Source organism: Mojavia sp., assembly GCF_059505145.1.
On sequence record NZ_JCACKA010000063.1, the window covers coordinates 250,732 to 267,867 of the forward strand.

Annotated in this window: 12 protein-coding genes; 6 read left to right on the forward strand and 6 right to left on the reverse strand. The window is 42.1% G+C overall.

Annotation, left to right across the window (positions count from 1 at the left end; translation table 11 throughout):
• The first annotated feature begins 136 nt into the window (after positions 1–136).
• Entirely contained in the window at positions 137–1,462 is a 1,326-nt protein-coding gene (locus AC5JL8_RS13430; RefSeq protein WP_495880267.1) for an ABC transporter ATP-binding protein, read from the forward strand.
• A gap of 153 nt (positions 1,463–1,615) precedes the next feature.
• On the opposite strand, the gene AC5JL8_RS13435 is transcribed toward AC5JL8_RS13430, so the two are convergent.
• Positions 1,616–2,608 (reverse strand): calcium-binding protein, encoded by a 993-nt coding sequence (locus tag AC5JL8_RS13435; RefSeq protein WP_495880268.1) that lies wholly within the window; start codon positions 2,606–2,608, stop codon positions 1,616–1,618.
• A 221-nt stretch (positions 2,609–2,829) separates the two neighbouring features.
• Entirely contained in the window at positions 2,830–5,358 is a 2,529-nt protein-coding gene (locus tag AC5JL8_RS13440; protein ID WP_495880269.1) for a sugar phosphate nucleotidyltransferase, read from the reverse strand.
• Between the two features lie 536 nt (positions 5,359–5,894).
• On the opposite strand from AC5JL8_RS13440, the gene AC5JL8_RS13445 reads away from it, so the two are divergent.
• On the forward strand, positions 5,895–6,092 hold the full coding sequence (locus AC5JL8_RS13445; protein WP_495880270.1) for a hypothetical protein: 198 nt from the start codon (positions 5,895–5,897) through the stop codon (positions 6,090–6,092).
• Positions 6,093–6,390: 298 nt separating this feature from the next.
• On the opposite strand, the gene AC5JL8_RS13450 is transcribed toward AC5JL8_RS13445, so the two are convergent.
• The 3 genes from AC5JL8_RS13450 to pheT all read right to left on the reverse strand — a co-directional run bounded on the left by AC5JL8_RS13450 (position 6,391) and on the right by pheT (position 9,916).
• Positions 6,391–6,807 carry a hypothetical protein gene (locus tag AC5JL8_RS13450; RefSeq protein WP_495880271.1) on the reverse strand — a complete coding sequence of 139 codons (417 nt, stop codon included), beginning with the start codon at positions 6,805–6,807 and terminating at the stop codon, positions 6,391–6,393.
• Between the two features lie 296 nt (positions 6,808–7,103).
• Positions 7,104–7,373 (reverse strand): YciI family protein, encoded by a 270-nt coding sequence (locus AC5JL8_RS13455; protein ID WP_495880272.1) that lies wholly within the window; start codon positions 7,371–7,373, stop codon positions 7,104–7,106.
• 110 nt (positions 7,374–7,483) lie between these two features.
• Entirely contained in the window at positions 7,484–9,916 is a 2,433-nt protein-coding gene (gene pheT / locus AC5JL8_RS13460) for a phenylalanine--tRNA ligase subunit beta (protein WP_495880273.1), read from the reverse strand.
• Positions 9,917–10,125: 209 nt separating this feature from the next.
• Here pheT and AC5JL8_RS13465 point away from each other — a divergent pair, with 209 nt between their 5' ends.
• Positions 10,126–10,791: a hypothetical protein gene (locus AC5JL8_RS13465; protein WP_495880274.1), complete on the forward strand. Its 666-nt coding sequence runs from the start codon at positions 10,126–10,128 to the stop codon at positions 10,789–10,791.
• 315 nt (positions 10,792–11,106) lie between these two features.
• Here AC5JL8_RS13465 and AC5JL8_RS13470 read toward each other — a convergent pair whose 3' ends face one another.
• Entirely contained in the window at positions 11,107–12,510 is a 1,404-nt protein-coding gene (locus AC5JL8_RS13470; RefSeq protein ID WP_495880275.1) for a response regulator, read from the reverse strand.
• A 603-nt stretch (positions 12,511–13,113) separates the two neighbouring features.
• On the opposite strand from AC5JL8_RS13470, the gene AC5JL8_RS13475 reads away from it, so the two are divergent.
• Genes AC5JL8_RS13475 through AC5JL8_RS13485 form a run of 3 tightly spaced genes read left to right on the forward strand, consistent with a single transcriptional unit; the run spans position 13,114 to position 16,859 of the window.
• Positions 13,114–13,788, forward strand: a complete 675-nt coding sequence (locus AC5JL8_RS13475) for a vWA domain-containing protein (RefSeq protein ID WP_495880276.1) — start codon at positions 13,114–13,116, stop codon at positions 13,786–13,788.
• Between the two features lie 49 nt (positions 13,789–13,837).
• On the forward strand, positions 13,838–14,620 hold the full coding sequence (locus tag AC5JL8_RS13480; protein ID WP_495880277.1) for a PP2C family serine/threonine-protein phosphatase: 783 nt from the start codon (positions 13,838–13,840) through the stop codon (positions 14,618–14,620).
• A gap of 58 nt (positions 14,621–14,678) precedes the next feature.
• Positions 14,679–16,859 carry a tetratricopeptide repeat protein gene (locus tag AC5JL8_RS13485; protein ID WP_495880278.1) on the forward strand — a complete coding sequence of 727 codons (2,181 nt, stop codon included), beginning with the start codon at positions 14,679–14,681 and terminating at the stop codon, positions 16,857–16,859.
• Positions 16,860–17,136: the final 277 nt, after the last annotated feature.

Here is a 17,136-nt window from a genome sequence, read left to right on the forward strand (position 1 = left end):
TTTTTTAACTTTTCGTATTCAGGTGAAACGTGTATGATGAGCGCTAAACTATCCTTTGTCATTTGTCCTTCGTTTGCAGTTAATAACTAATAACTAATGACTAATGACTAATGACCAATGACTATAATTAATACTCGTGGCGCAAGTTCTTTTAGAAAACGTTTATAAAAGTTTTCCCCCGCGAAAAGGGGAAAGTATTGCTTTACCAGCCCAATCTCCATTTACGCCTGGGAGCAAAACTGATGCAGAACCAGAACGTGCAGACAGCATCAATGTCTTGCGGCGGATTAACCTGACGATCGCAGATGGGGAATTTATGGTACTTGTGGGGCCTTCGGGTTGTGGTAAAAGTACCCTACTGCGGTTAATCGCTGGCTTGGAGACGATGACTGGTGGCAATATTTGGGTGGGCGATCGCTTGATAAATGACCTCCCTCCTAAAGAAAGAGACATTGCAATGGTGTTTCAAAATTATGCTCTCTATCCTCACATGACGGTGTATGACAACATAGCGTTTGGGTTACGCCGCCGCTTTGGAGATGGGGAAACAGGGGAAGAAATCACCTTATCTCAGCATTTTCAAAACTGGGCTAAAAATCTCCTTGTGGGGGCGACAAGAAAGCTACCTAAAGGACTCCGCTACATTTCTGACAAAGAACGAGAAGTGAATCGGCGGGTGCGTAATGTCGCTCAATTGTTGCAAATTGAAGCTTTGCTCAATCGCCTACCGAAACAGCTATCTGGGGGACAAAGGCAACGAGTTGCACTAGGACGAGCGATCGCCCGTAATCCCCAAGTGTTTTTAATGGATGAACCACTTTCTAATTTAGATGCTAAATTGCGGGCAGAAACCCGCGCCCAAATTGTCAAGTTGCAACGCCAGTTGGGGACAACGACAATTTACGTCACCCATGACCAAACCGAAGCGATGACAATGGGCGATCGCATTGCAATTATGAATCAGGGACAAATTCAGCAAGTCGCTTCTCCCTTAGAACTGTACAATCGCCCTGCCAACCTTTTTGTAGCAGAATTCATTGGTTCACCACCGATGAATTTCATTGCTGTGGAGTTTCATGCTCCTCTATTAATTACCCATTCTCAATTTCGGTTCACACTTCCAGAAATTTGGGGAAATGCTCTGCAAAAATATGATGGACAAACTCTAATTTTAGGCATTCGCCCAGAACACTTCAGCGTTAGTGTAGCTGCTACGAAAAATTTACCTGTGCAAGTAGATTTGGTAGAAAATCTTGGTAATGACAGTTTTATCAGCGTTAGGCTTGCCGATGGAAATACAGCTAATTATCTACAGATACGAGTTCCACCAGACCGCTTAGTAAGTATTGGTGAGAAATTGTGGTTATCGCTGATTCCAGAGAAGATACACTTTTTTGATCCGCAAACCGAGTTAGCGATATTTCCTAAAAACCAATTTCCGAGTTTGCCATTTGAGAAATAGCTTAAAGCAAGCAGATTTGAGGTTATGACGGATTTAGAAAAAATTGGCGTTGCTGAGTTAAAATATGAATTTGCCTCACGATAGGTGCAGAAACTAAGAAGTTGGCATCTTTAATTATTGAATTGCATATTAAAATTCAGCAACGCCAAAAAATTAAATCCCAATAAATACGCTTAAGGTTTGCTCGGCAGTAATATGGAATGTTGTACCCTCAAGTCCCTTAAAAATCGAACTTGATGTATCCTCAATCCGTGCAATCAAGTCTTTTGTACTACCTTGCATCGTGTAGAGTAAAAAATTATCTCCTTTGCGCTCAAATTTGTAACTTTCTTTAGCGCTCAGAACAATTCTATCTTCTTGGCTTATTCCTTTAATGATTGCCAAATCGCCACCCCCAGCCCCTTCATAGTATGCACTAGAGGAGTCTCCTAAGATGATCCGATCTCTACCTTGACCGGGGTTGAGGATGTCACTTTCCTTTGCACCTCTAGCAGTTGCATCTGTTCCAGATAAGGTGTCATCCCCACTACCCCCAACGAACACGTCATTTCCCGCTCCACCAATCAGGTTATCTTTGCCACCTCCTCCAGAGAGCGTATCATTGCCACCCAATCCTTTGAGCATGTTATTGCCAGCATCACCAGTGATACTATCTCCTCGCTCCGTACCAATCACATTGCGAAAATTCTCAACTTTTAATTTAAGCGTAGGGAATAGTTGACCAGAATAAATGTTTTTAATCCCAGCAACTGAAACATTCTGCGTAGCCAAATTTACAGTTATATAACCATCTGGAAGTGTCTCGGAAGCATCGATGAGATTTGCTTTTCCGGTAGCACCAATTACCTTCTCTATAGAATTAGCAAATATACCTAGCCTGTCTTCTTGAGAATTTCCTTTGTCTACTATGCTCGTAATTCCACTATAGAAATCGTTTACAAGCGCTGTTGGCTTCAGAACAATCAGGGTTTTAAAGTTCCTGTAAACAGCAGTATCAAAACCTTTTCCTCCATCTAAAGCATCAGAGCCACCAGAGCCAATGAATTTATCATCTGCGTCAAATCCGCCGATAACATCATTTGCACTTGTTCCCCTCAAGATATCGGGCCCTGAAGTTCCCTCAATATCGTAGATAATTGTAGGCATTTTCTAGATCTCCTGCTTGTGTGAATCAATACAATATTTTTGTGAAATCATGGCATTCTCCCATAAGTTGGCTACAAATGGGTGCGGCTCTTGGTGAGACAGTGCAAGAGAGGGGATTTCTTGAAGAACTGCCGTAGCAGAATTCGTAAATTTAATCCTTTTAAAGCCTACAGCCAACCAGTCTAAGACTGGTTGGCTGTAGACTATAGGCTCTTGATTAATTAAACTTCCGCCGGATGTTGTTCTTGTTGCCTTTCCACAAACATCTGAACACGGGTGCGGTAGTTTCTTAAGGTTTCATCTACCCAATCGCGCTCATGGCTGTTAGCAAATAAATGTACTACTGGTTCACTGGCGTCTGGCAAAACTAACAACCAACTATCATCATAAGGCTGACAAATTTTCACCCCATCAATTAATTCAAGGTTTTGGGCGGGGTGAGTTTCGACCAAATAACGCATCAGCGCTCCCTTAGCACTCCAAGGGCAACGTACTGTATAGGCTTTGTGAACTACGCGGGGCAATTCTGAGCGGACTGTAGCAAGCGATCGCTCTTGGATCGTCAGCATCTCAATCAACTTGGCAATGCAGAACATCGCATCAAAGCCTGGATGCAGCTGCGGAAAGATAAAACCTGTGTCCCCACTACCAGCCAACACCACATTGGGATATTTTTGCGAAGCCTCCATCAAAGCGGTGGGACTTGCTTTGGTACGGATTACCTTGCCATCATGACGACGGGCAACTTGTTCAACAGCACTAGAAGCATGAACTGGCACGACTACGGTTCCTCTGGGGTTAGAGGTTAAAATCATGTCTACCATCAGTGCGGTTAGCATTTCCCCGCGAATTAGCATCCCGGATTCATCAACTAAAATTAGTTGTTCTCCGTTAGCTGAGACTTGAACCCCAAAGTTAGCTTTTAATGCCTCAACCACATGGCCTAGCTGAGTTAACAATCCTTCGCGATCCATTGTGGATACAGCGTGTTTATTCAGACTGGCGTTCAGCACCACCGCATCAGCACCAAATTTATCTAACATTTGGGGTAGAACTGCCCCAGATACAGAATAAACATAGTCAATCACCACTTTTGCTCGGCTGTTGCGGAGGGTAGAAACGTGCAAAAGCTTCTCAAATGCCGTGCAGTAACGGTCAATTACTTGGCTGGGGTAGGCGACATCACCGATTTCATGGATTTGCGCCCGCCGCATATCTTCTTTAAAATAAGCTCCCTCAATTTTCTTTTCTTGGGCTTTCGTGATATTAATGCCCTTGGCATCCATAAATTCAATCAAGATGTAGTCGGGGCGATCGGGGTGTACTCGTACATGAATACCGCCAGCTACCGACATCGTGGGTATAACTGTCCGAGCTATGGGTACAGCTGTGGCATCTAGGTTTTGAATATCGACACCTACTGACATCAAGCCAGCAATTAGCGATCGCGTCACCATCCGCGATACATTACGCTGGTCACGAGAAACCGTAACTTTAGAACCAGGTTTTAAAGTAGAACCGTAAGCAGCCCCCAACTTCACAGCAAATTCTGGGGTGATGTCGATATTGGCTAATCCTTGTACCCCACGTTGCCCAAATAAATTTCGTTGGGCAGTGTTTCCCCAAATCAAGTTGATGTTTAAAACAGCACCAGACTCAATCTTTTTACTAGGCCAAACACGCACACCAGGGCTGATTTGCGCTTCTTCGCCCACAGTCGAAAGTGAACCTACCACAGATGCTTCTAATACATGAGCGCGGCGATCTACACGAGTACCACGAGAAATCACACAGGCTGATAGATGCGCTTCTTCGCCAATAATTGCCCCATTCCAAACAATCGGTCGTTTGAGATTAGCATCAGCGCCAACTGTGACATTATCCCCAATTACAGTTCCTGCTTCAATTTGAACTCTTGCCCCAATCCGGCAATTGTCGCCAATAATTGCTGGAGTTTCAATAATAGCTGTTGGATCAATATAGGTGTTTTGGCCCCTCCAAACACCTGGAGACATCTGTTTGTAGGCAAATTCAAGATTAACTTTATTATGTAAAGCATCATACTGAGCATCACGATAGGCATCTAAATGACCGACATCACACCAATAACCTTGGGCAATATAGCCATACATTGGCTCATCTTTTGCTAGTAGTAAGGGAAATAAATCTTTTGAAAAGTCGGATTCAGTGTGATCTGGCAAATACTCTAATACTTCTGGTTCAATAATGTAAGTACCAGTATTGACAGTATCGGAGAAAATTTCACTAGTAGAAGGTTTTTCTAAGAATCGACTAATACGCCCTTCCTCATCAGTAATCACCACGCCAAATTCGATTGGGTTGGGGACGCGGGTCAAAATTAAAGTTGCTTTTGACTTTTTTTGTTTGTGAAATTCAATTGCTGCTGTCAGGTCAAAATCTGTGATGCTATCACCACTAATGACTAAAAAAGTTTCATCAAGGAGTTCGGCAATATTTTTTACGCAGCCTGCCGTACCGAGGGGTTGGTCTTCTTCCACAGCATAGGTCATCTGCACGCCAAAATCGCTACCATCTTGAAAGTAGTCTCGCAGGACATCAGGTAAATAATGCAAAGTAGCAATAACTTCTGTAATTTGATGTCTTTTGAGAAGATTAATGATGTGTTCGGCAATGGGCCGATTTAAAATGGGCACCATAGGTTTGGGCAGATCGCAAGTTAACGGGCGAAGCCGCGTTCCCGAACCGCCTGCCATCAGCACTGCACGCATAAATCCTCCTTAGCTATTTGCAGCATTTGCTGCGTCAAGACCCGTGATATACTTTGTGTTCTTCTTACTCTAGTCTCCTATGGATGTCGATATTTGAGGAACTTCCACAAGAGGCATTTGATAAGAAATATATACTCATCACACTATCCGGTGTGTCAAGAAAAGATTCCCAAAAGAAGTGCTTGGACGTAAGAGATATTCTCAGTAATAGAAGATAGTGCTATGGACTCCCGGAAGCTTTGGAGACAAGAAAGAATAATGTCAAAATAGGAGAAATATTTTTACCTTTGATGTTTGCTCCGTTCTCGCTTCTGTCCTAATTTTATTCTGGCAATAGAGACTTCGTGATGTTAACTGGTAACTAGCTACGATGCGGGAGGTTACTCTACACTGGAATAAGAAAATGTATCGTTAAGTCAATTGGATAGCGAAGACTGAATAGTTTATTAAAACCTTTTCAGTTTCAGTTATGATGTGCGGAAATAGTGTAAAAATACTTAACTCAAAATCTGTCTGTCGCTCATGGAGTAACAAGAATGGCTAATTTAATTATTTTTGGGTTAATTGCAGCTTATGGATATTTCGCTTGGAAGTTCTGGAGTGGGTTTGAGAAAACTAATTTTACCCCAACCTTGCCTAATCGAGTTGGTTTAGCTCTGTTGTGGCCTGCCTTGTTTATTACTAATAAATCCTATCGTCGCAACTTTCAAAAGGCGCTGAAGGGTAGAGATTAATATTAATCTACAAGTCATCGGATCTGGCGATTGCGCGGAGCGCACCTGGAGGAGGCGATCGCATATATTTTTAGCATCAAAAAGGACTGGGGCAAAAACGTAAAACTAAACTTTATAGTCAAATTAGGTGTGGCTTTAGTGAAGATTACATCACTAAAGCCCCTTTTCCAGTTCACAACTAGATTAAGCAGCGACTTTAAAGTTTTGCTTTGCTACTTTCCTCGCAGAAAAGTAGCAAATTGACTTTGCTATTCATAATTCGTAATTAAGCTGCCAATTCCAAATTATGGATTACAAATTATCTTCTACCTCTGCCATTGGTAATCACATGGATGGCTGCACCCGCAGCTGCGCCATCGACTGCATCGCCAAGAGTATCTTTGCCGCCGCGAGTAATCGCGCCAGCCGCTGTGCCAGCTGCTGCACCTATTCCGACATCTTGAATTATGTTACGGTTTCTGCGATTCTTTGGCTGTCTTCTAGTACTATGTACACCATTCACAGCAGCGCCAGCTGCTGCACCTTTAACAGCATTATTAATTATAGAACCACGTCCTCTAACACCTCCAGATATCACACCAGCAGCAGCGCCAATGCCTATATCTCGTAGTATTTGGTCATCAGCAGCAGCTGGTTGAACAGGAACTAAGCTGACGCTAGCTAAACTTGCAGCCATGAGGCCGGGTAGAAGTGTACGTTTTAAAATTCGATTCATAGCAAGTGGTACTTTCTCGAAACATCAAAAGATTGGAGAAAAACCGCAGTTGTTGCAGTTGTATATCTTTTTATCTTTATTTTAGACAACACCAACGGTTTATTATCGTAGGATTCCCGATCTTTGCATTTACAAGAACCCGATCGCATCCACTCAAAGCAAGAATCTGAGCGACAGAGTTCTCAGTGCTGAGTTCTGAGTTGCTACCTCCCCTGCTCCCTGCTCCTCTGCTTCCCAATCCCCAGTCCCCAGTCCCCAATCCCCAGTCCCCAGTCCCCAGTCCCCAGTCCCCAATTTTACATGGCCTGAATCCACTCTTTGACAAAATATTCAGTCCAGATGCCATTTTGCCAGTAGGGGTCATTTTCAATCAACTGGCGTACAGTAGCTTCATCTTCAGCTTCGTAAATACCAAAAACTTTCGTGACGTCTTTGGTAGGGCCAATGGTAATCAGCACACCAGATTCTTTCTGTTTTGCTAATCCGTCTAAGTGGGCTTGACGATAAGGGGTACGTTTTTCCAGAACATCGTCGCAGTAAGTTCCCCACATTATGTATTTTTGCATGACAACTACAGTAATCCTATTTGATTGGTAATTAACTGTGAACATAAAAGATAGGCAACAGGTTACAGAAGATAATTTGATGGCTTTACCCTCTAACCTGTTCGCCATTGTTAACTTCTTAAGCTAACACCAAATTTTTCTACCAAAGCTTCACGAACTCTATTGTGTACTGGTTCAACTTCGGCATCGGTAAGGGTGCGATCGCTAGCCCGGTAGATTAAGCGAAATGCCAAACTCCGTTGACCTGCAGGCACATTTTCACCGCGATATTCATCAAATAATTCCACGGATTCCAGCAATTCTTTGCCAGCTTTAGTAATTACTTTTTCAATTTCGGAAACTGAAACTTTTACAGGTGCGAAAAAGGCGATATCGCGATCGCTAGCTGGATAAGTGGAATAAGGATGAAATACTGGTGTGAGGACGTCATCTTGATCCAACGCATCTAAAAGTGCGTCTGCATCCAACTGGAACACATAAACTGAATCTGGTAAGCCTTTTTCTCGCCGCAGTTGGGGATGAAGTTGCCCAAATATACCTAGTCTGTTACCCCTGATCCACAAAGAAGCGGTGCGTCCCGGATGCAAGCGTTCATCACGGCGATCGGGTTGATATTCTACTGGCAAATCAAGTTGATGAAATACACTATCTAAAATGCCTTTAGCTTCATACCAAGTAAGGGGTTGTTCTCGACCACTTCTTGACCACTTGCTAACGGTGCGATCGCCTCCCATAATCCCAGCGATCGCTTCGGCTTCTTGCAAACCATCTTCTTGCCAGAAGATCCGCCCAATTTCAAAACCATTGAGCGCCCCGTTTCCTTGCTCTAAGTTATATTGAAAAGCGTCAATCAACCCAGATATCAAATCGGTTCGCAGCGCCGAATATTCTACAAACAAGGGGTTGGACAGTACTATTTGTCTGTCTTTTCCTGGTTTTACCAAAGAGTATTGGATTAATTCTGTCAGTCCTTCTGCCCGGAGGTAGGCTCGCAACTTGCGGATCAATTCTTGATCTAAAGGCAAATAGCCTGCTTCTGCTTTTTGTGGCAAGGTATCACAAAATTTGTCATAGCCGTAGAGACGGGCAATTTCTTCAATTAAGTCAATTTCCCGTTCTAAGTCGCGGTAGCGATAGGGTGGTACAGAAACTTTCCACGAACGTTCTCCTGAAGGTGTAAGTTGACATCCTAATGCAGTTAGAATCCGCTCAATGTCACGTTCTTCGAGTTCTCCTGTCTCCTCTCCCAAATCGACTGGCCCTAACACTTGATTAACTCGGTCTAAACGTAAAGCAATAGAACGAGTCCAGGTGGATGGATCGGGGCGAGTATCGGCAATTTCTTGACCAACAATTATGCCGCCAGCCAGTTCAGTAAACAGTGACAAAGCGCGGCGACAGGCTACTTCCAATTCAGCCCGGTTAACGCCTCTTTCGTATCTGCCAGAGGCTTCACTTCTTAAGCCCACACTCCGGGAAGAACGGCGAATTGCTACAGAATCAAATAATGCTGCTTCTAAAACTAAGCTTTGAGTACCTTCATAGACTTCGGTTTCTTCCCCACCCATAACTCCCGCCAGTGCTACGGGTTTATTGTTAGCAGTGATTAATAAATTTTGGGTTGAGAGGGTGCGAGTTTGTCCATCCAAAGTTTTCAGGGTTTCCCCAGCATTGGCAAAGCGAACGCCAATATTTAAGTTGTCACTCCCAGCAACCGATTTTAGACGTTCCCGGTCAAAGGCGTGTAAGGGCTGTCCCCATTCCAACAACACATAATTAGTAATATCCACGACATTATTAATTGGTCGCACCCCAGCAGATAGCAGGCGTTGTTGCAACCAGCCAGGAGAAGGAGCAATTTTTACTTGTTCAATGACTGTACCAATATAGGCAGGGCAAGCTTGCGTTTCCGAAATACTTAAAGCTAAATTTCCCCCGCCTTGGTTAATTGACACCTGACCAGGTTCGGGAATGCTCAATTTTCCACTCGTTAAAGCGGCTACTTCCCGCGCTATACCTACCATGCTCAGGGCATCAGCACGGTTAGCAGTGGCAGTTACATCTAAAATCACATCATCCAAACCCAACAAAGGACGCACATCGCTACCCAATGGCAAATTGTCCTGAGAAAAAATGTGAATTCCGTCTACATCTGTAGGTAAACCGAGTTCCTTTAAGGAACAAATCATTCCTTGAGATTGGACACCACGCAGTTTGGCTGGTTTAATTTTTAAATCGATGTTGGGTAGGTAAGTACCCGTGGTTGCTACTGGTACATAGATATCTGCCCGGACGTTAGCAGCACCACAGACAATATTTAAAGTCTCAGATGCACCGATATCTACTTGACAAACACTCAACTTATCAGCGTTGGGGTGGGGTTGACGCTCAAGCACTCTGCCCACAACAACGCCATTTGCCCAAGTGCGGCGGTCTTCAATATCTTCTACTTCAAACCCAGCCATTGTCAGGGTGTGGGCTAATTCTTCGTGGCTAAGTTTGATTTCTACTAGTTCCCGCAGCCAGTTTAGAGAAATACGCATGGAGTGTGCTTGTTTTAGGAATCGTCTTTTGCTCTCATTTTAGGCGCTTACTAGCAAGCGATCGCTGCTCAACCAGTAAGTCTTACCCATTCACTTGAACGATCCTACTACGTTGATTTGAGCAGTAAGAAGATAAATTGCGGAAATACTGTTTGGGATGTTGGATCTATCAAAGCTAAGAGCCTAAAAGATTAAGTTCCCAGGAGTGAATGATGATTAACGATAAGCAATTCCAGAAATGGATTTTACATCCGGTCTTGATGGGTTTGGTAGCAGCAGGGGCGATCGCCTACAATTTTGAGGCTAATTCTGCTTTAACAAACCAAGCGAGCGCAAAAGAAGTTGTTTCACTAAAAAAGTCTACTCCCAAACCTGTATCTCAAGACCAAGCTATTTATCGGAGCGATCGCTTTCGCTTTCAGTTTGGCTACTCCCTCAAGGATTTTGTGGTAGATAACAAAATATCTACTCCTAGCAATAATGTTGATACTCCATTGATTGCTGTTGATATCTGGACTCACAAGCACGCGCAAAGAATTCGATCTGGGGGATATGAAGGAGGTACAGAATACCCAGCCAATGTCCGTGTATCTGTATATAGCAATAGCCGTAAATTACCTTTGCAGAAGTGGGTTAAGCAGAGTAACCAATTTGTGGCAACTCGTGAATTCAAAACTGCCAAAATTGCAGGACAAAGCGGGGTCAAATTTAAATCGAGTGGTTTATACGAAAATGAACACGTTATTTTTATCAGCCCTAAAGACTCTCGCATTATTGTTGTGTCAATATCTAAAACTGGTTATGGCAATGATGACGCTATTTACCAGAGAGCATATCAACAGATAGTGAACTCTTTCAGGTTTATAAATAGCTAGGGATTATAGGTATATTTTTAAATTTTGAATGAGAGCGATCGCCTCATTCCGAATAATAAGTATTAGGGCTTCTTTTTCAGGGGTGAGTTTTTTAATTTGAGCTTGTGTCATACAGCTTCAAGTTTAAATACTCAACCTAGAATGCCCATTTTGATTGAACAGTATTCAGTTACCTAGCAATCCATACTTTTCTGTTTATGTAGATTTAGCATTTAACTAACGTTATTGGAATATGCTGACTGAAATTATTAAAATCTTTGTCTGTAGTCAGGATACTGTAATCTCTGCTAACTGCTGCTGCACAAATTTAGCAAATCAAGCTAAATGCATAAAAACCATCTTCAGCAATTCTGCACGGGTAAATGGTTTAGTAAGATAACCAGAAGCTCCCACTAAATTTGCCTTCACTTTGTCTACCAGGCCTTTATTGGCAGTAACGAAAATAATAGGAGTATTTTTAAACATCGAATTATTGCGTATAATCCGGCACAACTCATAACCATCAATGCCTGCCATGTTCAAGTCAAGTAAAATTAGGTCTGGTTTATGCCTAATAATTGACATAACAGCTTTTAGTGGATCGTTGATAGGAACTACAGAAAAATTTTCATCTGCTAAGAAATGGCTAATTTCTTTGAGAATAGTAGCGCTATCATCTACAGAAACGATTTTTTGAACCTTTCTAGCGGTTACAGTAGCAGCGGTTACTCTTTCAGGAATAGGATTTATGTTATTTGGTATTGTTAATTCCTGAACTGGATATTGGGAAGGAGAATAACTTTGTGGTAGTAGCTCAATTGGAGGTATATTCTCTATAGGAATGTCTAAAAGAGCCGTGGCAGATCTGCTGCTAGGTTCTACTACAGGATCAACTAATTCCTTTTTAACTAGTTCTGTTATATATTTGGGAGATGCTGATAATTCTGTGAATGTCTTTGGTAGTTGATCAAATGGTGGATCTGGTTCATGCAACATGATCCCACCATTGACGATGTAAGGGTATAAATTGCGAACTAATTGTATTTCATCTTGGTTCATAATTACAGCAAGATGGCGCAAGCTAAAACCCTTCATCCAGTTAGCTAAATTGGGTTCGAGGTTGGGAAAATTTTTGTTGTGGAGTGATTTGCTAAAAAACAGGTATGGACGTTGATAGGGAGAAGAAATTTGAGGAGCGAAAGACTGCCAACTCTGTAATCGTGCTTGGCAACGTTCAAGAATTTTTTCTACGTCAAGCCTGCAAATTTTTGGCAACCTATCGGGTAAATTAATTAATTCATAGTTGCCTACTTTGATTAACAGCCATGATTCAATCACTTCTTTAACTAATTCTTGAATCAGTACTGCTGCTTGCGTAGGATGCAATTTTTCTTGGCTGACAAGCCAGTCAATGGCCTGGTACTCAGGAGGCTGGTTTGTCAAATTACTATGGTGTTCTATGAACTGACTTGGTGAGTCAAGTTCAAACATCATCCGTAATTGGACACGAGTTTCACTGGTAATTAGGGGAATTTTATCGCTGAGGCGGCGCAAATGACGTTCTAGTCGATCAAAGGGTTCGACTGAATGGGTAGCATAAGTTATTTTTCCCTGTTCTAGGTATATTGACCAAGTAACTGAGTTAGTAAAGGTCTGTAAACAAGTACTGTCAAAACTATCAGATAACTGTTTTAACAAACTCTGAGGACTTAGTTTAGTAAATGTGCCAGCAAGAATCATATTTTGGAGTTTTCCGGGAAATCAAATTGAACTAAGGTAAATCTGAAGTAAGGCAATGAAGCATTTCTCAGTTGTAATTTTTCTTTAAAGACAAATTATTTTTGCGAAAAAAAATATATATATGTTACAAGCTACAAAAATCACACTATGGATAGTTGGTGACTTTTTGCACAGCATACTGAAGCCTGGTAATTTCAGAGCACTTGTGCTTGACAGTTGTGATGTTGATCAAAGAGGAATTCTAACGCTGATGCTTTTAAGTCAAATTTATATTTTTTATATAAAGAAAGTGTTTTCTACATCAAACCTTTAATCTTCTGCGTAGGCGAATGTACGTAAGTGTTGTATTCTAGGATTAATCTATATGAATTTTTAAAGATGGAATAATAAAGGTAATGCAAACCTTACCAAATTGACTTTTACTGAATTAAGTACTACTTAAGTTTTCCCTAAATATGTAGATAATTAAGTGGCAATAATCTGTTGAATTAAAGATTAAATCATCGGCTACAAAACACCATCCATGTAGTCATTGTGGTGCTATAAACTATATACTTTAGAGAAAAGGAAAAAACTTTGAATTTTAACATAACACCAAAAGTTATGCCTGATACATTAAGACTAGATGAAGTAGTTGAATTTGCGGAAAACCCAGAACCGCGTTGTCCTTGCGTATTATTACTCGATACATCTGGGTCTATGCAAGGAGATGCCATTGAAGCTTTAAATCAAGGTTTGCTGAGTTTGAAGGATGAATTAATCAAAAATTCCTTGGCAGCTCGACGGGTAGAAGTTGCAATAGTTACATTCGATAGTAATGTCAATGTAGTACAAGATTTTGTGACTGCTGATTTATTCAATCCGCCAATCTTGACAGCGCAGGGATTAACTACGATGGGCGGGGGAATTCATAAAGCTTTAGACTTGATTCAAGAGCGCAAATCTCAATATCGCGCCAACGGCATAGCTTACTATCGTCCTTGGGTATTCATGATTACTGATGGAGAGCCGCAAGGTGAGCTAGACCATGTGGTAGAGCAAGCAACCAAGCGACTGCAAGGGGATGAAGCCAATAAGCGAGTAGCCTTTTTTACAGTTGGTGTAGAAAATGCGAATATGGCGCGCTTAAATCAAATAGGTGTGCGTACTCCCCTGAAGCTCAAAGGACTCAACTTTATAGAAATGTTTGTCTGGCTATCAGCTAGTATGTCAGCTGTTTCCCACTCACAGATAGAGGAACAGGTGGCACTACCGCCTATTGGTTGGGGCACTGTTTAATAGACATCGCAGCTTGATATTCACACAGCTAGCTGTTGCAAAAAAATCTATGAACACATCAAAACAGATCCCTCAATGGCAGGTAGTAGCTGCATCTGTATGTGGTACTAGCCACTTAAAAAACCAAGAGCTGTGTCAGGATGCTCACCACTGGCAGATATTGCCAGATAATGTTTTGGTGGCCGCCGCAGCAGATGGTGCGGGTTCTGCCAGCCAGGGAAAAGTCGGAGCAATGGTTGCTGTAGAAGCAGCAATAGAAAATATATCTATTAAAGAAATCACTCGTCATCTCCTTGCGGATGATGATGTGGTGAAGTCGCTGTTGACTGAGGCTATGCTAGCCGCTAAAAAAGCGGTGGAGGATGAGGCGAGTGCGTCTAACAAACAGCCTCAAGATTTAGCAACTACCTTAATTCTTATGGTCGCCACTCCAGAGGTGGTAGCTGTGGCACAGATTGGTGATGGTTTAGCCGTAGCCAGGGATAGCATAGGCAACCTACTGGCACTGACAATACCGGACAATGGCGAATATATCAACGAAACCACTTTTTTAACTTCGCCTGGTGCCTTAGAAACAGCACAGATGAGATTATTGCGTGAAACTATAGTCAATGTCGGTGTACTCACCGATGGACTACAAATGTTAGCTTTGAATATGGTTGTTGGCGAACCTCACAAACCATTCTTCTTTCCTTTGTTCGACTTTGTAGCGAATACCCAGGATAAGACTGTGGCCAAAGAGCAGTTGGTGAGGTTTCTAGGCTCTGAGCGGATTACGCAACGTACCGATGATGATTTGACACTCATCATAGCTGCATTCAGCAAACCATAAGCAAGGATTGTGCCGGATTCGGCATTTTTAAGTAACCATCGTTAATTGTGACTACATCATGCAGGTACTACGTTGTTCTCCCAAGCAAGAAATTCTGAGCCTTAACGTTAGTTTAGGACGTGGTGGTGAAGCTTGTATCTATGCGGTGCCATCCGATAGTAACTCAGTGGCAAAGGTTTATCACAAACCTACAGTTGCCCACGCTTATAAACTGCAAGCAATGCTTGCTAATCCGCCAGAAAACCCTACGGCTACCTTGGGGCATATTTCTATTGCTTGGCCACAGGATCTGTTGCGATCGGTAGATGGTAGTAATCGGATTATCGGCTTTTTAATGCCGCGCATTCGGGGGATGCGTCCGATAATCGACTTTTACAACCCCAGAACTCGCCGTCAACACTGTCCTTTATTCAACTATCAGTACCTGCTTCGCACTGCTCGAAATCTGGCGGCGGCTTTTGCTGCATTGCACGCTAGTGGATATTGTATTGGCGATGTGAATGAGTCGAATATCTTGGTTAGCGATACAGCACTGGTAACCTTAGTAGACACGGACTCTTTTCAGGTAATCGATCCAGACAGCAATGCTGTTTACCGCTGTCCTGTAGGCAAACCAGAGTTTACGCCACCGGAATTACAAAATAAAATTTTTGCACAGTACGATCGCGAAATTGCTCATGACTTGTTTGGGTTAGCGGTGCTGATATTTCAACTACTAATGGAAGGCACGCACCCGTTTTCTGGTATCTTTCAAGGTGCAGGCGAGCCGCCAGCCTACGAAGCACGAATTTCTGCTGGTCATTTCACTTACAGTAAAAATCGACAAGTACCTTATCTTCCAACTCCCATCGCACCTGCTTGGGCAATACTCCATCCTAGCTTGCAAGAACTGTTTGTACGTTGTTTTGAGGATGGACATAACGACCCACATCTGCGTCCTAGCGCCCAAAACTGGATGCTGGCAATAGCTGAAGCTGAAGATAGCCTTGTTAATTGTACTGTTAATCCCCAGCATATATATAACAACCACCAGCAAGTATGCCCTTGGTGTGAACGTACCCTACGATTAGGCGGACGTGACCCATTCCCATCACCTCAAGCAATAGCAGCAAGAGAACATCTCAAACCTCGAACTCCAGCCAAAAGGCGCTACGCTCAGAAGCCACGTTTACCACAGCCAGCTATTCCATTACAACCAGTTAACCATTGGCAGCCAGTATTTACCCAAAATACTGGTATTTATAAATCTCCCAAACAGCGGAAATGGTATCCTGTGGTGTTGTGCTTGCTCGGTTTTGGTTTATTAGGCTATTTGGATGTAATGGTTAAATTTACGCGCCCATTTATATCTCAAAATGCCTATACTCAACAAACCTTGATGTCTCGGCAGAAAAATAATACTAAAAATCTCAGCTTTGCGGATTACTATAAGCAGGGTCATGCAGCTTACAAAATTCGTAATTATGAGCAAGCAGTTGAAAATTTTAACCAAGCCATAGAACAAGAACCCGAAAACGCGAAAGCTCGTGTTAACCGAGGTAATGCTCGTTATAATCTGAAAGATTATGAAGGAGCGCTTACAGACTACACCGAAGCTTTGCAAATCAATCCTCGTGAAGTCAAAGCTTTTGTCAATCGGGGCAATGTTCGCTATATGCTTGCTGAATATAGTAACGATCCTGATAAAGAGTATAATCAAGCGATCGCTGATTTTAATCGGGCGCTGACCCTGAATAATAAGGAAGTTGAAGCTTATCTGAGGCGGGGCGTTGTCCGCTCCCAAATTGCTAAATATAGCGGTGACTCTCAAAAAGATTATAAAAGAGCATTAGATGATTTTAGCTACGCGATTAGTCTCAATCCATCTAAAGCAGAAGCTTATTTTCAAAGGGGTATCGTCCATTCTCAAATAGCACAATATAGCAGCGAATACGATCAAGAATATAAGTTAGCGATCGCAGACTTTAACCAAGCAATACGCATCAATTCTAAATTAGGCAAAGTTTATCTCAAACGAGGTATGATTCGCTATGAACTTGCACAATATGGAGGCCCTGAAGCTGAGAGCAATCGTCTCAAAGCAATTGAAGATTTGCAAACAGCTGCCCAAGTCTCCCTTGAGCAAGAAGATATGGAGAATTACCAGCAAGCCCTTAGTAGTATCTGTATTGTTGTAGAAAACAAATGTGATACTTTACTCCAAAGTACAAGTATGTGGGATGCTCAAGGAATCAAATAGTGGCAAAAAAGTAAATTTTGTCACTAGTTTATCATTAGTGGATTGTTGGCCTTAATTGCAAAAAATCAAGCATAATCAGGGTTGGCTCGTGCTAACCCTATTTATTTTATGGGTTATATTTATATTTGATCTAAGCATTTAATTTTACCCGTTATAAATATTTATAAATCTTTCACATATAAAAGATTTTTATTTATCTGACCTTTACAAAAAATCAAGAAAATCTCGTTAGATTGTTTACGTAGAAAAATAAATGGGAAATAAATTTTTCTCGATT